Origin of the sequence: Micromonospora sp. NPDC023737 (genome assembly GCF_040639715.1) — a bacterium.
Taxonomy (GTDB): Bacteria; Actinomycetota; Actinomycetes; order Mycobacteriales; family Micromonosporaceae; genus Micromonospora.
This window is the reverse complement of the sequence record NZ_JBFAAL010000001.1, coordinates 1091708-1105790: the sequence shown is the minus strand read 5'-3', so window position 1 is coordinate 1105790 and position 14083 is coordinate 1091708. Positions and strand designations below refer to the sequence as shown.

12 protein-coding genes are annotated in these 14083 nt (G+C 72.6%); 8 read left to right on the top strand and 4 right to left on the bottom strand.

The annotated features are described in order from the left end of the window. Positions 1 to 3 precede the first annotated feature (3 nt). The gene (locus AB0F98_RS04920) at positions 4 to 762 is read left to right on the top strand and encodes a MerR family transcriptional regulator (protein ID WP_357728706.1); all 759 of its coding nucleotides are present in this window, start codon (positions 4 to 6) and stop codon (positions 760 to 762) included. 61 nt (positions 763 to 823) lie between these two features. Here AB0F98_RS04920 and AB0F98_RS04915 read toward each other — a convergent pair whose 3' ends face one another. Both AB0F98_RS04915 and AB0F98_RS04910 read right to left on the bottom strand, forming a co-directional pair. Further along, the gene (locus AB0F98_RS04915) at positions 824 to 2116 is read right to left on the bottom strand and encodes a serine hydrolase (RefSeq protein ID WP_357728703.1); all 1293 of its coding nucleotides are present in this window, start codon (positions 2114 to 2116) and stop codon (positions 824 to 826) included. A 104-nt stretch (positions 2117 to 2220) separates the two neighbouring features. After that, entirely contained in the window at positions 2221 to 3774 is a 1554-nt protein-coding gene (locus AB0F98_RS04910; RefSeq protein WP_357728700.1) for a gluconokinase, read from the bottom strand. Positions 3775 to 3995: 221 nt separating this feature from the next. On the opposite strand from AB0F98_RS04910, the gene AB0F98_RS04905 reads away from it, so the two are divergent. Then, on the top strand, positions 3996 to 6374 hold the full coding sequence (locus AB0F98_RS04905) for an acylase (RefSeq protein ID WP_357728697.1): 2379 nt from the start codon (positions 3996 to 3998) through the stop codon (positions 6372 to 6374). Positions 6375 to 6608: 234 nt separating this feature from the next. After that, a complete protein-coding gene (locus AB0F98_RS04900; RefSeq protein WP_357728694.1) occupies positions 6609 to 7772 on the top strand; it encodes a hypothetical protein in 1164 nt (387 codons plus the stop codon). Between the two features lie 196 nt (positions 7773 to 7968). Here the strand turns inward: AB0F98_RS04900 and AB0F98_RS04895 are convergent, their stop codons facing one another. Next, complete coding sequence (locus AB0F98_RS04895) at positions 7969 to 8562, bottom strand: hypothetical protein (RefSeq protein WP_357728691.1); 594 nt, start codon at positions 8560 to 8562, stop codon at positions 7969 to 7971. Positions 8563 to 8739: 177 nt separating this feature from the next. Here AB0F98_RS04895 and AB0F98_RS04890 point away from each other — a divergent pair, with 177 nt between their 5' ends. After that, a complete protein-coding gene (locus tag AB0F98_RS04890) occupies positions 8740 to 9225 on the top strand; it encodes a hypothetical protein (protein WP_357728688.1) in 486 nt (161 codons plus the stop codon). 99 nt (positions 9226 to 9324) lie between these two features. After that, positions 9325 to 10638, top strand: coding sequence for a hypothetical protein (locus tag AB0F98_RS04885; RefSeq protein WP_357728685.1), 1314 nt, complete (start codon positions 9325 to 9327; stop codon positions 10636 to 10638). An 83-nt stretch (positions 10639 to 10721) separates the two neighbouring features. On the opposite strand, the gene AB0F98_RS04880 is transcribed toward AB0F98_RS04885, so the two are convergent. Beyond that, on the bottom strand, positions 10722 to 11159 hold the full coding sequence (locus tag AB0F98_RS04880) for a VOC family protein (protein ID WP_357728682.1): 438 nt from the start codon (positions 11157 to 11159) through the stop codon (positions 10722 to 10724). Positions 11160 to 11316: 157 nt separating this feature from the next. On the opposite strand from AB0F98_RS04880, the gene AB0F98_RS04875 reads away from it, so the two are divergent. The 3 genes from AB0F98_RS04875 (at position 11317) to AB0F98_RS04865 (ending at position 14052) form a co-directional block, all read left to right on the top strand. Further along, complete coding sequence (locus tag AB0F98_RS04875) at positions 11317 to 12225, top strand: hypothetical protein (RefSeq protein ID WP_357728679.1); 909 nt, start codon at positions 11317 to 11319, stop codon at positions 12223 to 12225. 74 nt (positions 12226 to 12299) lie between these two features. Next, the gene (locus AB0F98_RS04870; protein WP_357728676.1) at positions 12300 to 13577 is read left to right on the top strand and encodes an RNA polymerase sigma factor; all 1278 of its coding nucleotides are present in this window, start codon (positions 12300 to 12302) and stop codon (positions 13575 to 13577) included. A gap of 106 nt (positions 13578 to 13683) precedes the next feature. Next, positions 13684 to 14052, top strand: a complete 369-nt coding sequence (locus AB0F98_RS04865; protein ID WP_357728673.1) for a YciI family protein — start codon at positions 13684 to 13686, stop codon at positions 14050 to 14052. The last annotated feature ends 31 nt before the right edge of the window (positions 14053 to 14083 follow it).

The window sequence follows — 14083 nt, the reverse complement described above, 5'->3', positions numbered from 1 at the left end:
ACCATGGCGTACACGGTGGGTCAGGTGGCGAAGGTCGCCGGCGTGACGGTGCGGACGCTGCACCACTACGACGAGATCGGGCTGCTCTCGCCGAGCGGGCGCAGCTCGACCGGCTACCGCCGGTACGACGACGCGGACCTGGAACGGTTGCAGCTCATCCGTCACTACCGCGAGCTCGGGTTCCCCTTGGAGCAGATCACCGGGATCCTCGACGATCCGGCGGCCGATCCGGCCGCGCACCTGCGCCGTCAACACGAGCTTCTGACGGTACGGATCAAACGGTTGCAGGAGATGGTCTCGGCGATCGAGTTCGCGTTGGAGGCGAGGAAGTTGAACATCCGGCTGACCCCGGAGGAGCGGTTCGAGGTGTTCGGGGACTTCGAGCCGGAGGCGCACGCCGACGAGGCGGAGCGGCGGTGGGGCGGCAGCGAGGCGTACGCGGAGTCGAACCGGCGGGTTTCCCGGTACGGCAGGGACGACTGGCTGCGGATCAGGCAGGAGAACGAGGACTGGGCGCGGCGGATCGTGGCGGTGATGTCCTCCGGCGCGCCGGCGGACGGCCCCGAGGCGATGGAGTTGGCCGAGGAACACCGGCAGATCATCGGCCGCTGGTTCTACGAGTGCTCGTACGAGATCCACACCGGCCTGGCCGACATGTACCTGGCCGACGAGCGGTTCACCGCGCACTACGAGAGCATCGCGCCCGGCCTGACCGCGTACCTGGGTGAGGCGATCCACGCCAACGCGATCAGCCGCGCCTGAGCGCGGACCGTTCCGGCCCGGCGTACCCGAGGAGGGTGTGCGCCGGGCCGGGACGCCCGGATCACGGCCCGAAGGTGCCGGCCTGCGGTTCGACGAGGTAGTCGTAGACGGTGCGGGCCAGCCGCCGTACGGTCTCGTCGCCGCCGGCCATCGGGCCGGAGGTGAGGAATGCGACAGCGACCTGCGAGCCGGGGATGAGGTAGTAGCCGACGTCGTGCGAGGCGTCCGGCAGGTCGCCGGTCTTGTGCGCGACGGGGACCCCGGGTGGCAGCGCGGCCGGGATCTTGGTGTTCAGGGTCTGTTCGGCCATGAACGCGATCATCAGGTCGCGGGAGGCCGGGGTGAGGATCTGCGCGTCCCAGACGGCGCCGAGGAGCGCGACCACGTCGTCGGGGCTGGTGTAGTTCTCCTCGCCGCGCATGGCGGCCTCGGTGTCCAGCATCTTGCGGGCCAGGATCGTCTCCCGCTGGTTCATCGAGTCGATCAGATCGTTGACCGGCGCGAAGCCGCCGAAGTAGTCGATCAGCACGTTCGCGGCCGTGTTGTCGCTGTACTTGATCATGTATTCGGCGAGCCGGTGCAGGGTCACCACCTGGGGGAAGGTCTCGTGCTGTAGTTCGCCGGTGCCGTCGACGACCTGGGCCGGGGTGACCAGCACACCGTCGTCGAGGGAGACCTGGCCGCAGTCGACCCGGCGCAGCAGCTCCACCAGGATCCACAGTTTGATCACGCTGGCGGCCTTCGGGCGGAACGTGCCGTTGACCGCGATCTGCTGGTCGCCGTACCGGCCGGAGAGGTCCCGCACGGTGACCCCCGCCGGGTTGGCGGTGGAGGCGTCGACGACCTGCTGGAGCTGCCCGGTGAGTGGAAGCAGCCGGCGACCGGCGGCCGGGTCGCTGGGCGGCTGCGGCTCGGTGACGACCTCACCGACCAGCCCGTCCGGCCCGGCCTCGGGTCGGGTCACCACGACGATGCCCCGGCTGCGGCCGACCAGCGGCACGTCGTACGCGTAGGTGGTTCCGTCCACTGTGACCTCGCCGCTGGCCACCCGGCCGCGTACCCGCATGTCCGGGTCGGCGATCCGGCCGGTGTCGCCGTCGCAGGCCCGGTAGCGCACGGTGCGCGTCTCGCTGTCGACGGAGAAGACTCCGCCCGGGAAGGCCAGCCAGGCGAGGGTGCTGACCGGTGGTCGCCGGTCCGGCGGTCCCGGTGTCGGGGCCGGTCCGCCGCCGTCGGCCACGGCCGGTCCGGTGGGCAGCAGAGCGAGGACGACGCCCGTGGCGGTCAGCTTCGTGAGGCGTACGCGCCAGGCGAGCCGTCGGGAAGATGAGACCTTCTTGTCGGTTTTCTTCACGTTCGTACGATATGAAGCCCATTGGACGGATGGCGTCGACGCGGCCCGGGTCACCCGTCCGGGCGGCGAACCATGCGACGGCCGGCCGGTCGAAGGCCCGCCGGTCACATCGGGGGTGGGGTGGGGACGGGTTCCGGGGGCAGGCTGGGCGCCAGCCGGCGCAGCGAGGTGAACGTCGGCACCAGCGCGTCGTACAGCTCGGCGAAGAGCGGCAACAGCGTCGCGTACGTGGCGGCGGCGGCCGGGTCGGGTCGGACGATCTCCTCGATCCGGACCAGGTCGGCCGCCACGTCGATGGAGGGGATCAGCCCGAGCGCCTGCATGCCGAGCAGCGCCGCGCCGAAGCTCGATCCCTCGTGCCCCGCCGGGAAGCTCACCGAGACGCCGAGCGCGTCGGCGAGGATCTGCCGCCACAGCCCGCTGCGGGCGAACCCGCCGCTGGCCCGGACCTCGCGTACCTCGTTGCCGGCGGAACGTACCGAGGCGAGCACCAGCGCGAGCTGCTGGCAGACGCCCTCCATCGCGGACCGGACGAGATGCTCCCGGCGGTGCCCGTGGGTCAGGCCCACGTACGCGCCGCGGGGCAGCGCGCTCCAGTGCGGCGCGCGCTCGCTGAGCAGGTACGGCAGCATGATGAGCCCGCCGGAGCCGACGGGCGCGCGGGCGGCCAGGGCGACCAGCTCGTCCTCGGCGTGCGCGCCCAGTTCCGGGGCGAGCGCGTCGCCGGCCCAGCTCAGCACGATCCCACCGTTGTTGATCGCGCCGCCGACCGTCCAGCGGTTCTCGGTGAGCGCGTAGCAGAACACTCCGCCGAGCGGATCGACGCCCGGGTGTTCCACCATGACCCGCATCGCGCCGCTGGTGCCGATGGAGCAGGCCACCATGCCGGGGCGCACCGCGCCGAGCCCCAGGTTGGCCAGCGGCCCGTCGCCGGCGCCGACCACGACCGGGGTGCGCTCGGGCAGGCCGGTGGCGGCCGCCGCCTCGGCCGTGAGCCGGGGCAGCACGGCGGTGGTGGAGACCAGTTGGGGCAGCTTCTCCGCGGTTATTCCGGCGATCGCGAGCGCCTCGGTGTCCCAGTCCAGCCGGTGGATGTCCATCAGGCCGGTGCCGGAGGCGACCGAATGGTCGGTGACCAGCATCCCGCAGAGCCGCAGCAGCACCCAGTCCTTGATCCCCACCCAGTGGGCGACCCGTTGGAAGAGCGCCGGCTGCTGCTCGGCGAACCAGAGCAGCTTCGGCAGCGGGGCCATCGGATGGATCGGTGTGCCGGTTCGCCGGTGCAGGGCGAGCCCGGACGGTACGGCGCGTAGCCGCTCGGCCTGCCGGCTGGCGCGCGAGTCGGCCCAGGTGATCGACGGGGTGAGCAGGGCGCCGTCACCGTCCAGCCCGATCAGGCTGTGCATCGCGGTGCCGAACGACAGGCAGGCCGGTGGGCGGTCCAGCTCGGCCACCGTGGCGCGCACCGACGTGACGACCGCGTCCAGGATGCGCTGCGGGTCCTGCTCGGCGTACCCGGGCTGCGGTTCACTCAACGGGTAGCCGGCCGAGTTGCCGGCGAGCTGCCGCCCGGTCGTGTCGTAGGCGACGGCCTTGGTGCTGGTGGTGCCGATGTCCACGCCGAGCACCACCGGCGGCGCGCCGCCCGACCCGGCCATCGACGTCAACTCCCTCCTGCGCCGGCTGTGGCTGACGTTACCGAGGCGCAAGCCGTCACGGAGGGCGATCACCGCTGGTCGCGTCGGGCGTCGGCCGGTGGTGGCCGACCGTTCGACGCCGTGGGGCTGTACGAGCCCGCCGTCGGCGACCAGAATGAGCGATCATCGTGAATGTCCCTCGGACAGTGAGGTGCGGGGGTTCGCCACGGGGGAGGATTCGGATGACACGTCCCTCAGTACGCCTCGGCGCGGCGGTGGCCGCCCTGGGGCTGATCGTCACCGGGCTCGGTACCGCCCCGGCCGGTGCGCACCAGCGAGATCGCGGCTACTCGGCCGAGATCCGCCGCGCGTCGTACGGGGTGCCGCACATCACCGCGGCGAACTTCGCCAGCCTCGGCTTCGGTGTCGGCCACGTGCAGGCCGAGGACAACATCTGCGTGATCGCCGAGACGGCGGTGACGGTCAACGGGGAACGGTCCCGGTGGTTCGGGGCGAGCGGCCCCACCGACGCCAACGTGCGCAGCGACCTGTTCTACCGCAAGGCGATCGCGGACCGGACGGTCGAGCGGATGCTCGACGGCCGCCGCGACGGGGTGCACGCGCCCACCGACGACATCCGCGACCTGGTTCGTGGCTTCGCCGCCGGCTACAACTCCTACCTGCGCAAGGTCGGCGTGGGGAAGCTGACGGATCCGGCGTGCCGGGGCCGGGCGTGGGTACGCCCCCTCACCGAGCTGGACGTCTGGCGTACCAGCTGGGCCAGCATGGTCCGGGCCGGTTCGGCGGCGATGCTGGACGGGATCGTGGCGGCGGCCCCGCCGGGCGCCACCGGGCCGGCGGCCGTGCAGGACGCGCCGGGCGCGGCAGCGGTGCTCGCCGCCGCCGACGGCACGACCGCCGGCATCGGAAGCAACGCGTACGGGCTGGGTGAGGCGGCCACCGCCAACCGGGGCGGGATGGTGCTCGCCAACCCGCACTTCCCGTGGGACGGTCCGGACCGCTTCTACCGGATGCACCTCAAGGTGCCCGGCCGGTACGACGTGGAGGGCGCGGGGCTGATCGGCGACCCGATCATCGAGATCGGACACAACCGCAGCCTCGCCTGGAGCCACACCGTCTCGACGGCCCGCCGCTTCGTCTGGCACCGGCTCGCGCTCGTCCCCGGCGACCCGACCTCGTACTACCTCGACGGCAAGCCGCGGAAGATGACCACCCGCACGGTCACCGCCCAGGTGCCCGGCCCGGACGGCCGGCTCGTCCCGGTCAGCCGGACCTTCCACGACACCCACTACGGGCCGGTCGTGGTGGTGCCCGGCACCTTCGACTGGACGACGAGCACCGCGTACGCCATCACCGACGTCAACGCCACCAACAACCGGGCCTTCGACGGCTGGCTCCAGATGGGCCGGGCCTCGAACGTACGGGAGCTGAAGCGGGTGCTCGACCGCTACCAGTTCCTGCCGTGGGTGAATGTGATCGCCGCCGACGCGCGTGGCGAGGCGCTCTACGCCGACCACTCGGTGATCCCCCGGGTCACCGACGCGCTGGCCGCCGCCTGCATCCCGGCCGCGTTCCAACCGATGTACGCCAGCAGCGGCCAGGCCGTGCTCGACGGCTCGCGGTCGGCGTGCGCGCTCGGCTCCGACCGGGACGCCGCCGTGCCCGGCATCCTCGGCCCGTCGCGCCTTCCGGTCCGCTTCCGCAGCGACTACGTGACCAACTCCAACGACAGTTACTGGTTGGCGAACCCGAAGGCGCCGCTCGAGGGCTATCCGCGGATCATCGGTGACGAGGGCACTCCGCGCAGCCTGCGTACCCGGCTCGGTCTGGACCAGGTGCAGCAGCGGCTGGCCGGTACGGATGGGCTGCCCGGGCGCGGGTTCACCGCCGAGCGGCTGTGGCAGACGGTCTTCGGCAACCGGGTGTACGGCGGTGAACTGGTCCGCGACGACCTGGTGGCGCTCTGCACCGCCCAGCCCGCCGCGACCGCCGCCGACGGCACGACCGTGGACCTGCGCGCCGCGTGCACCGCACTGAGGCGGTGGGATCTGCACGCCGACTTGAACAGCCGAGGCGCGCACCTGTTCACCGAGTTCGTCCTCGCGGGCGGCCTGCGGTTCGCCGACGCCTTCAACGCCGCCGATCCCGTACGTACGCCGAGTCGGCTGGCCACCGCCGACCCGAGGGTGCTGGCGGCGCTCGCCGACGCCGTGCGCCGCCTCGACGGCATCGCGCTCGACGCGCGGCTGGGTGATGTCCAGACCGAACCGCGCGGTGACCGGCGTATCCCGATCCACGGCGGACGAGCCGAGGCCGGCATCTTCAACATGATCGTCAACAACCGGGTGCCGGGCGTCGGCTATCCGAAGGTGGTGCACGGCTCCTCGTTCGTGATGGCCGTCGAGCTGGGCCCGAACGGCCCGTCGGGGCGGCAGATCCTCACCTACTCGCAGTCGACCAACCCGAACTCGCCCTGGTACGCGGACCAGACCGAGCTCTACTCGCAGAAGGGCTGGGACACCATCAAGTTCACCGAGGCGCAGATCAAGGCCGACCCGAACCTGCGCACGTACCGGGTGGGGGAGGGCCGCGGCCACTGACCCGCCGACCGACGCGCCCGCCGGACCCGCCTCGGGCCGGCGGGCGTGGCGCGTCTGGGGCCGGTGTCGCCCGACACGCCCGAACCGGACGAACTACTGCGACAAAACCGCCCTATCGTCCATGTTGCTCCGCCGATCGGACATTTCGTCCACGTCGACGAATGCGGGCCGATCGCCGCCGGAGTTGACACCTGTGACACCCCGGTTGGTGGCCTGCACGGCGAAGGAGTCGGCATGGCAAGAACTGATTCGACGGGTTCCACTTGGCGGTACCGATGGGCGCACCGGCAGAACGAGCGCCGGCACCGGACGTACCGCAGCGCCGAGGCCGACTGGCGGCGGCGGGACGACGAACTGCGCCGGCTGCGCGCGCTCGCCGCCGATTTCCAGGGCACCGCGGCCGCCGGGGGCGGCCTGCCGCTCGAACTCGCACCCGACGAGGTGGTCCTCTGGGTGTGGCCCGCCGTGCAGCTGGCCGAGGTGCGGCACACCGGCGTGCTGCCCGCGCCGGACCTGGCCGTCCGAGCCGAGGTGACGCCGCTCCGGTCCCGCCGCCCGGACGGGGTGCGGGTCGCCGACGCCGGGATGGCCGTCATCACCAGTCGCCGCCTGGTGCTGCTCGGCGGGCGCGGCCGGCGCGACTGGGCGTACGGGAAGATGACCGGCCTCGCGCACGACCCGGCGGCACCGGTCACTCTGATCCAGACGCTCGACCGCCGCCGCACCTGCGGCGTGCTGCTGCCCGTCGAGGCGGCAGGCGACTTCCGGTTCAAGCTGACGCTGGCGTTCGCCGACGCGATCGAGCAGCGCGACGCGGTGATCAGCCAGCTCGACGACCTGATCGCCGAGCATGCGGAACTCAAACCGATACGGCCGGCCGTCGCCACGCCCGCGCAGGCTCGGCTCTCCGGACTGGTGCCCGGTGGCCGGCGTACGGTCGCGGTCGCCGCTGCGATCGCCGTGCTGGTGCCCGCCGCGCTCATCGAGACGGGGCCGTCCGACCCGGGTGCGGAGGTCGCGATCGCCGCCACCCCTGTCGCCACTCCCAACGTCGCGCCGCCGGTCCGTGCGGCGGCACCCGCGCCGGTCAAGGCCGAGACGGCGGCCTCGGTGCCGGCCTCGGCGACGCCCCGGCCCAAGCGCACCAGCCCGTCACCGACACCCCGGCGGGAGCGGCTCTGCGGCGCCCCGCGGAACCCGATGGGGTACGACTTCTGCGGCGGCAACCGGATCCGCAAGCCCGCCGTCGAGATCTGCGACCACTTCGACTGCGCCCAGGAGTTCTGGGCCGGCCGGGGCTACCTGGTGCAGTGCCGCGACGGTGTGGTGAGCCTGACCGGCGGCTACCGGAACGCGTGCGCCGAACATCGCGGGGTGCGCCGTACGGTCTGGACCTGACCAGGCTCTCCAGGCCGGCAGGCGGTCGCGGCAGGCCGCGCAGGAGGCCCGGACAGTAGGCGAATTCAAGCTTGATACCTCTGAGTCATAAATATGCCTCAGAGGTATCAGGCTGTCGGTCGTAGTCGCCGCAGGTCGTTCGGGTAGCGAACCGCCAAGGAGGTCGCACGCGAGAGGCCCCCAGCGTCGGTGCCATCTAGTCGCGATCGGGCGTGCTGTGCGGGTCGACGTGTGCGCGCAGCGGCAGCAGGCCGGCGAAGATGAGCGCGGCGCCGACCGGCAGCAGGTCGAGGTTCGCAGCGAGCGCCAGGAAGCCGACCAGGACCAGCGGCGGAGCCCACCGTGGCAGGCGGCGCGGCCGGAGGGTGGCGGCCTGGACGAGCAGCGTCAGCAGTCCGAGTTGGAACAGCAGTGGCCCCGCGATGTACAGGGGATCCGGTAGGGGCGCTGCGTCGGCGAACCCGGCGAAGAGGTCGCCGAGGATCACCCAGATAAAGCTCGCGGCGCCGAGCAGCGTCACCCCGGCGGCGGTGTCGGTGAGCGTACGCAGCTGCGGCGTGCCCGCCAGCAGCATGCGGCGCAGTTCCACGGCCAGTACGGCGAAGACGACGATCGAGATGAGGAAGCTGGTGTGGCCGATGTTCCAGGCCCGGCCGGGTCCCCGATCGCCGTCCAGGCCGTCTGCCAGGCGGCAGACCCCGTAGAGCAGGAGCAGGAGCGGCGCGGTGACGGCGGCCAGCCGCAGCCGGGGCACGGGCCGTAGGGTGACGCGCGTATTGGCGACGGTCATTCTTCCAGCCTGCCCGGACGGCGTTCGGCGGACCATCGGGATCTCCCCGGAACCAGCCCGGAGTCGGCATCCCCGACCCTGCTCGGGGCCGTCGGGGATCGGCGCTGCGAGATGGGTGCAGCTGATCATGTGCCCGTTTTCGTGCTTGCCAGGGCTTCTGTCCGAGATGATAGTGTTATGGAGATACGCTCCGACGATGGTGCGCGGCTGAGGATCCGGCCGGTCGGCTACCAGCCGGGCGTCGAGCCGCCGGTCGATGTCGAGCAGGCGGAGGACTGGGACGACTGGCTCCTCATCGAGGCGGATGCCCGTACCGCGGACGGCCAGGCCTGGTCCCACTGCGATCCGTGCCTGACGGTGGCCGAGGCGGGGATCCTCGCCGACTGGCTGCGCCTGCAGGCCGAGCTGGGCACCTCACCCACCGCGCTGCCCGCGCTGCTGCGGTTCGCCGAGCCCAACCTCGCGTTCCGCACCCGCGTCATCCGCCGTCGGCGGATGGAGTTGACCGTCGAGTTCTCCTACGAGTCGCTGCCGCCGTGGATGCGCCGCCCGCTGACCGCGGTGTACCCGCTTCCGCTGACCGTCTCGGCCGACGCTCTCGCCGTGGCGGCCGAGCAGTGGACGCGGGAGGTTGCGGCGTACCCACAACGGGTCATCTCCTGACACATTGCGGCGTGCAGGCCAAATCTCTCTTACCGGAACAAAGGGAAGCATCGATTCCTGGCGCGTTTCCTGTCGCCTGCGCGAGCGGTTGTACCGCCCGTGACCACCACATCACCCGGCACCCTTGTACCGGCGACCGCGCTGCCGACCTGGCGGGTCGCCTGGGCCGACCGCGAGAACGACCGACGCCGCCGCGCCCACCACGCCGACCTCGAGATGTGGCGCCACCGCGCCGACGAGTTGACCCGGCAGCGGATCGAGGCGGCCACCTTCCTCGGCTGCACCGAACCCCGCACCGGACTGCCCGTGGAACTCGGCCCGTACGAACTCGTCTTCCGGATCATCCCCACCGCGGAGCTGATCGAGGTGGTGGCCCGACACCTACCCGGGCTGCCGCAGCCCGTGCTCAGCGTCGGACCGCACGACCCGTCGGGCCGTACGCTGCCGAAGGGCCTGCGGGTCGCGGACACCGGCGTCGCCATCGTCACCAGCCACCGCATCGCGTTCGCCGGCCGCGATGTCCGTCGCGAGTGGTGGTACGAGGACCTCGACGCGCCCGCCCACCACCCGGACGTGCCGCTCACCCTCCTGCACCCGAGGCGGCCCGGTCGGCTCGCCGGCCTGCGGGTGCCGGCGGTCGTCGTCGCGAACACCCGCTTCTACCTCGCCCTGGCCCTCGCCTCCGCCCGGAACGAGCGCGCCGCCGTCGTCGCGGAACTCGACGCTCTGCTGGCCACCCACCACCGCAACCGGCCGATGCCGCCGGTGCCGGTCGAGCCGTGCCAGGCGCCGCTGACCGCGCGGCGACCCGACCGCCGCGCTGCGGCCGTCGCAGCCGTCGCCGTCGCCGCCGCCGCATTCGGGACGCTGACCGCCGGCGCGTACGGGTCGGGGGAGAGCACCCCGCAGTACCGGGCCGAGGCCGATGTCAGGAGCGACCTCGACCCGCCGCTGGGGATCGGCGCGGTCATCCCGACCCTCGCCCCGGTGCCCGGCTCACCCGGCGGTGGGGCGGTCGCGCCCACGAGCCCGGCGCCCGGAGGCACCTCCGGTGGTGCGCCGGAGGACGACCCGACCGGCCCGGCGCGATCGGCGGGCTCCGGCTCGACCGACCGTCCGGCGGCCGGGGGCACCGGTGGAGGCTCGCGTCCGGACGCGGTGCCCGCGGCCCCCGCCGCGACGCCCACCGCCCGACCCCCCGCCTCGCCCAGCACGGCAGCACCGTCGAGCCCGGCGCCGGCACCGAGCAAGCCGCCGACCAGCAGCCCGCCCCCGCCCCCGCCGGCGACGTCCTCGCCCGAGCCCGAGCCCAGCACCGCGGCACCCGACGCGGACAACCGCCTGCTGACCGTCTGCCTCGACCCGCTCAGGCTGCCGCTGCTGGATCCGCTGCTCTGCCCGCGCGACAACTGACGCGGGGGAATCGCCGTTCCTGACTCCGGGTCACCCGCTGGCGCCGAGGTCAGGGATGGCCAGGGGTGGCCTGGTCGCCGTCCTCACCCCATGGCGCCGAAGTCGGGGACGGTGAGGGTGCCGTCCGGCGCGAGCGGGAATCCGGGGTTCCAGGCGATCTCCCAGACGTGCCCGTCCGGGTCGGCGAAGCAACCCGCGTAACCGCCGTAGAACGTCTCGCGGGCTGGCTGTGTCACTTCCGCTCCGGCTGCGGCCGCGGCGGCCATCACCTCGTCGACCTCGGCACGCGACCGGACGTTCTGGGCGAGGGTCATCCCGCCGAACCCGCTGCCACCGGGATCGTTGACGCCTGCGTCGGCGGCCAGCTTGGCGCGGTCCCAGAGCACCAGCGCCGAGCCGCCGGCCTGGAAGAAGACCGTCTGCTCGACCTCCTGGCCACGCCAGCCCAGCCGCTCATAGAAGGCCCGGGCCCGCGGCAGGTCGGCGACGCCGAGGGTGACGAGACTGATCCGCTGCTCCATGGTCACTCCGGCTTGTGGCAGACGGCTCCGACGGCCCTCACGTTAGGCCCTGGCTGTGACAACAGCCGGTGGATCCGCAGGCGGCACGCGGAAACCCCGGCCGGGATGGAAACCGGGCCCGCCTGACGTACGTCCAAGCAGTATGCGTGGGAGGCTCGTGCACGGATTTCTGCTGGGTGGCGTGGCGATGGTGCTGATGGCCGGCTGCGGGCCGGCGCCCGGCCCTTCCGGTGGCGACCCTGGCGTCGCGAAACCGGCGAGCATGGAGCCGCTGCGGCAGCAGGCGCGGGAGGCGCTGGCCCGGTACCACGAGGCGATCCAGGACGCCGGGGGTGAGCCGAGGTTCGCGCCGATCGGGGGGCTCAGCGGCCAGCTCGGCGACTGGGAACCGCACAACGGCGACAACAAGTTGAAGCTCAGCACCGGCAGCCTCGTCGCCGCCGGGCCGCTGCCCGGGGCTCCGGAGCCGACGGGCACGGTGGCCTTCGAGGACGGGCGGACGCGCGAGGTTCCGCTGCTTTCGGCGGATGCGGCACTGGACCGGTTGAAGGCCACCGGCACCGGGGACTGTCCGGGCTGCGTACCGCTGAAGGTCACCGGCGCGCGCCTGACCACCGCGCGGATCCTCACGATGCTCGGCCCGGCGACCGTGCCGATCTGGGAGTACCCCGTCGAGGGCTCGAAGGTCCGGCTGACCCGGTTGGCCGTCGCCGACCAGGCCGTGGTCACGGTGGACCCGCCGCCGTGGGATCCGAGCAAGGCGCTGGGCGCGCACGCGGTCCAGTCCGCCTCCACCACCCGGGACGGGCGGGAGCTCGCCGTCACGTTCTACGGCTCTCCGGGTCCGGCGAGTGAGCCGTGCGGGGCGGACTACGCCACGGAGGCGGTCGAGTCGGCCGAAGCGGTGGCCGTCATCGTCACGGGCCGTGCTCGCGGAACCGCTGAGATGTGTCCGGCGATCGCGGCGTGGCGTACGGAGACGGTGCGGCTCGACCGGCCACTCGGGCAGCGGGCGGTGCTCGAGACGCAGCAGGGCACGCCGGTCGAGGTGACGATCACCGGGTAGCTCGCTGCGCCAGCCGGCGCACCGTGCCGACCTCCCGCGAGCCGGAGCGCCGGCGGCGTGCTGTCATGTAGCCCGTGGAGGAGTCAGAGGTGCGGCGCACCGTCGACACGGTGTGGCGCATGGAGGCCGGGCGGATCGTCGCCGCCATCGCCGGGATCGTCCGCGACGTCGGGCGCGCCGAGGAGTTGGCGCAGGACGCGCTGGTCGCCGCCCTGGAACAGTGGCCGCGCGACGGCGTACCGGCCAACCCCGGCGCGTGGCTGACGACCGTGGGCAAACGGCGGGCGGTCGACCTGGTACGCCGCCAGCAGACCGGTGAGCGAGTGGTGGAGGCGATCGGCCGTGACCTCGACGAGCAGGTCACCGTCGACTTCGACGCCGCCGTCGAGGACCGGATCGAGGACGACCTGCTCCGGCTGATCTTCGTGGCCTGTCACCCGGTGCTGTCGCCGATCGCGCGGGCCGCTCTGACCCTGCGCCTGGTCGGTGGCCTCACCACCGGCGAGATCGCCCGCGCCTTCCTCACCACCGAGTCCACCGTCGGGCAGCGGATCACCCGCGCCAAGCAGACCCTCGCCGATGCCCGGGTGCCGTTCGAGGTGCCCGACCCGGCCGAGCGCGCCGCGCGCCTCGGCTCGGTCCTGGAGGTCCTCTACCTGATCTTCAACGAGGGTTACGCGGCCACCGCGGGCGACGACTGGATGCGCCCCGCCCTGTGCCAGGAGGCGCTGCGTCTGGCCCGGCAACTGCAGGGCCTCATGCCCGGCGAACCCGAGGTGCACGGCCTCGCCGCACTGCTGGAGATCCAGGCGTCGCGGCTGCGGGCCCGTACCGGTCCCGGCGGGGAACCCATCCTCCTCAACGACCAGGACCGGACCCGCTGGGACCGGCTGCTCATCCGCCGCGGGCTCGCCGCCCTCGACCGGGCGGCGACCGAGCACCCCGGCCCGTACGCCCTCCAGGCCGAGATCGCCGCGTGCCACGCGCGGGCACGCACGCCCGAGGAGACGGACTGGGAGCGGATCGCCGCGCTCTACGCGGAGTTGGCCCGGCTCGTACCCTCGCCCGTCGTGGAACTGAACCGGGCCGTCGCGGTCGCCCAGGCCCGTGGCCCCGCTGCCGGCCTGGAGGTGGCTCGGGCGCTGTCCGACGAGCCGGCGCTCGCGCAGTACCACCTGCTGCCCAGCGTGCTCGGCGATCTGCTCGCGAAGCTCGGTCGCCACGACGAGGCCCGGCACGAGTTCGAGCGGGCGGCGGCCCTCACCGGCAATGCGCGCGAGCGGGAACTGCTGCTCGGACGGGCTGCCGCCTGCGCCGATTCGTCCGCGTCCGCCCCTTCGATCGATGTGTGACGGCCGTCACAGGAAAACCTTGGGCTTTGATGTCGGATCGCGGCCGACGTGATCGACGCGTCGGTGAGAGCCACCAAGACTCGCCGTTTGAGAGGAAGACCTTCAGATGCGTTACATGCTCATGCACAAGCTCGACGAGGACCAGCCCGGCACCTTCGACCCGAGCCCGGAGTTCATCGAGCGGATGGGTGCCTTCGTCGGCGAGGCGGCGCAGGCCGGCGTGCTGCTCGCGGGCGAGGGGTTGCTGAAGAGCAGCAAGGAGTCGGGCCGCATCACCGTCGAAAAGGGCAAGACCACGGTCATCGACGGCCCGTTCACCGAGACCAAGGAGCTCATCGCCGGGTTCGCGCTGCTGGAGGTGCGTTCCAAGGACGAGGCGATGGAGTGGGCGAAGCGGTTCGTCGACCTCTTCATCGCCGACGGGATCGACGTCGAGGTCGACGTACGCCGCGTCAACGAGGGCCCGGTCGACTGACGTCGGGCCCGGTACTTGTCGGGGGCGCGGA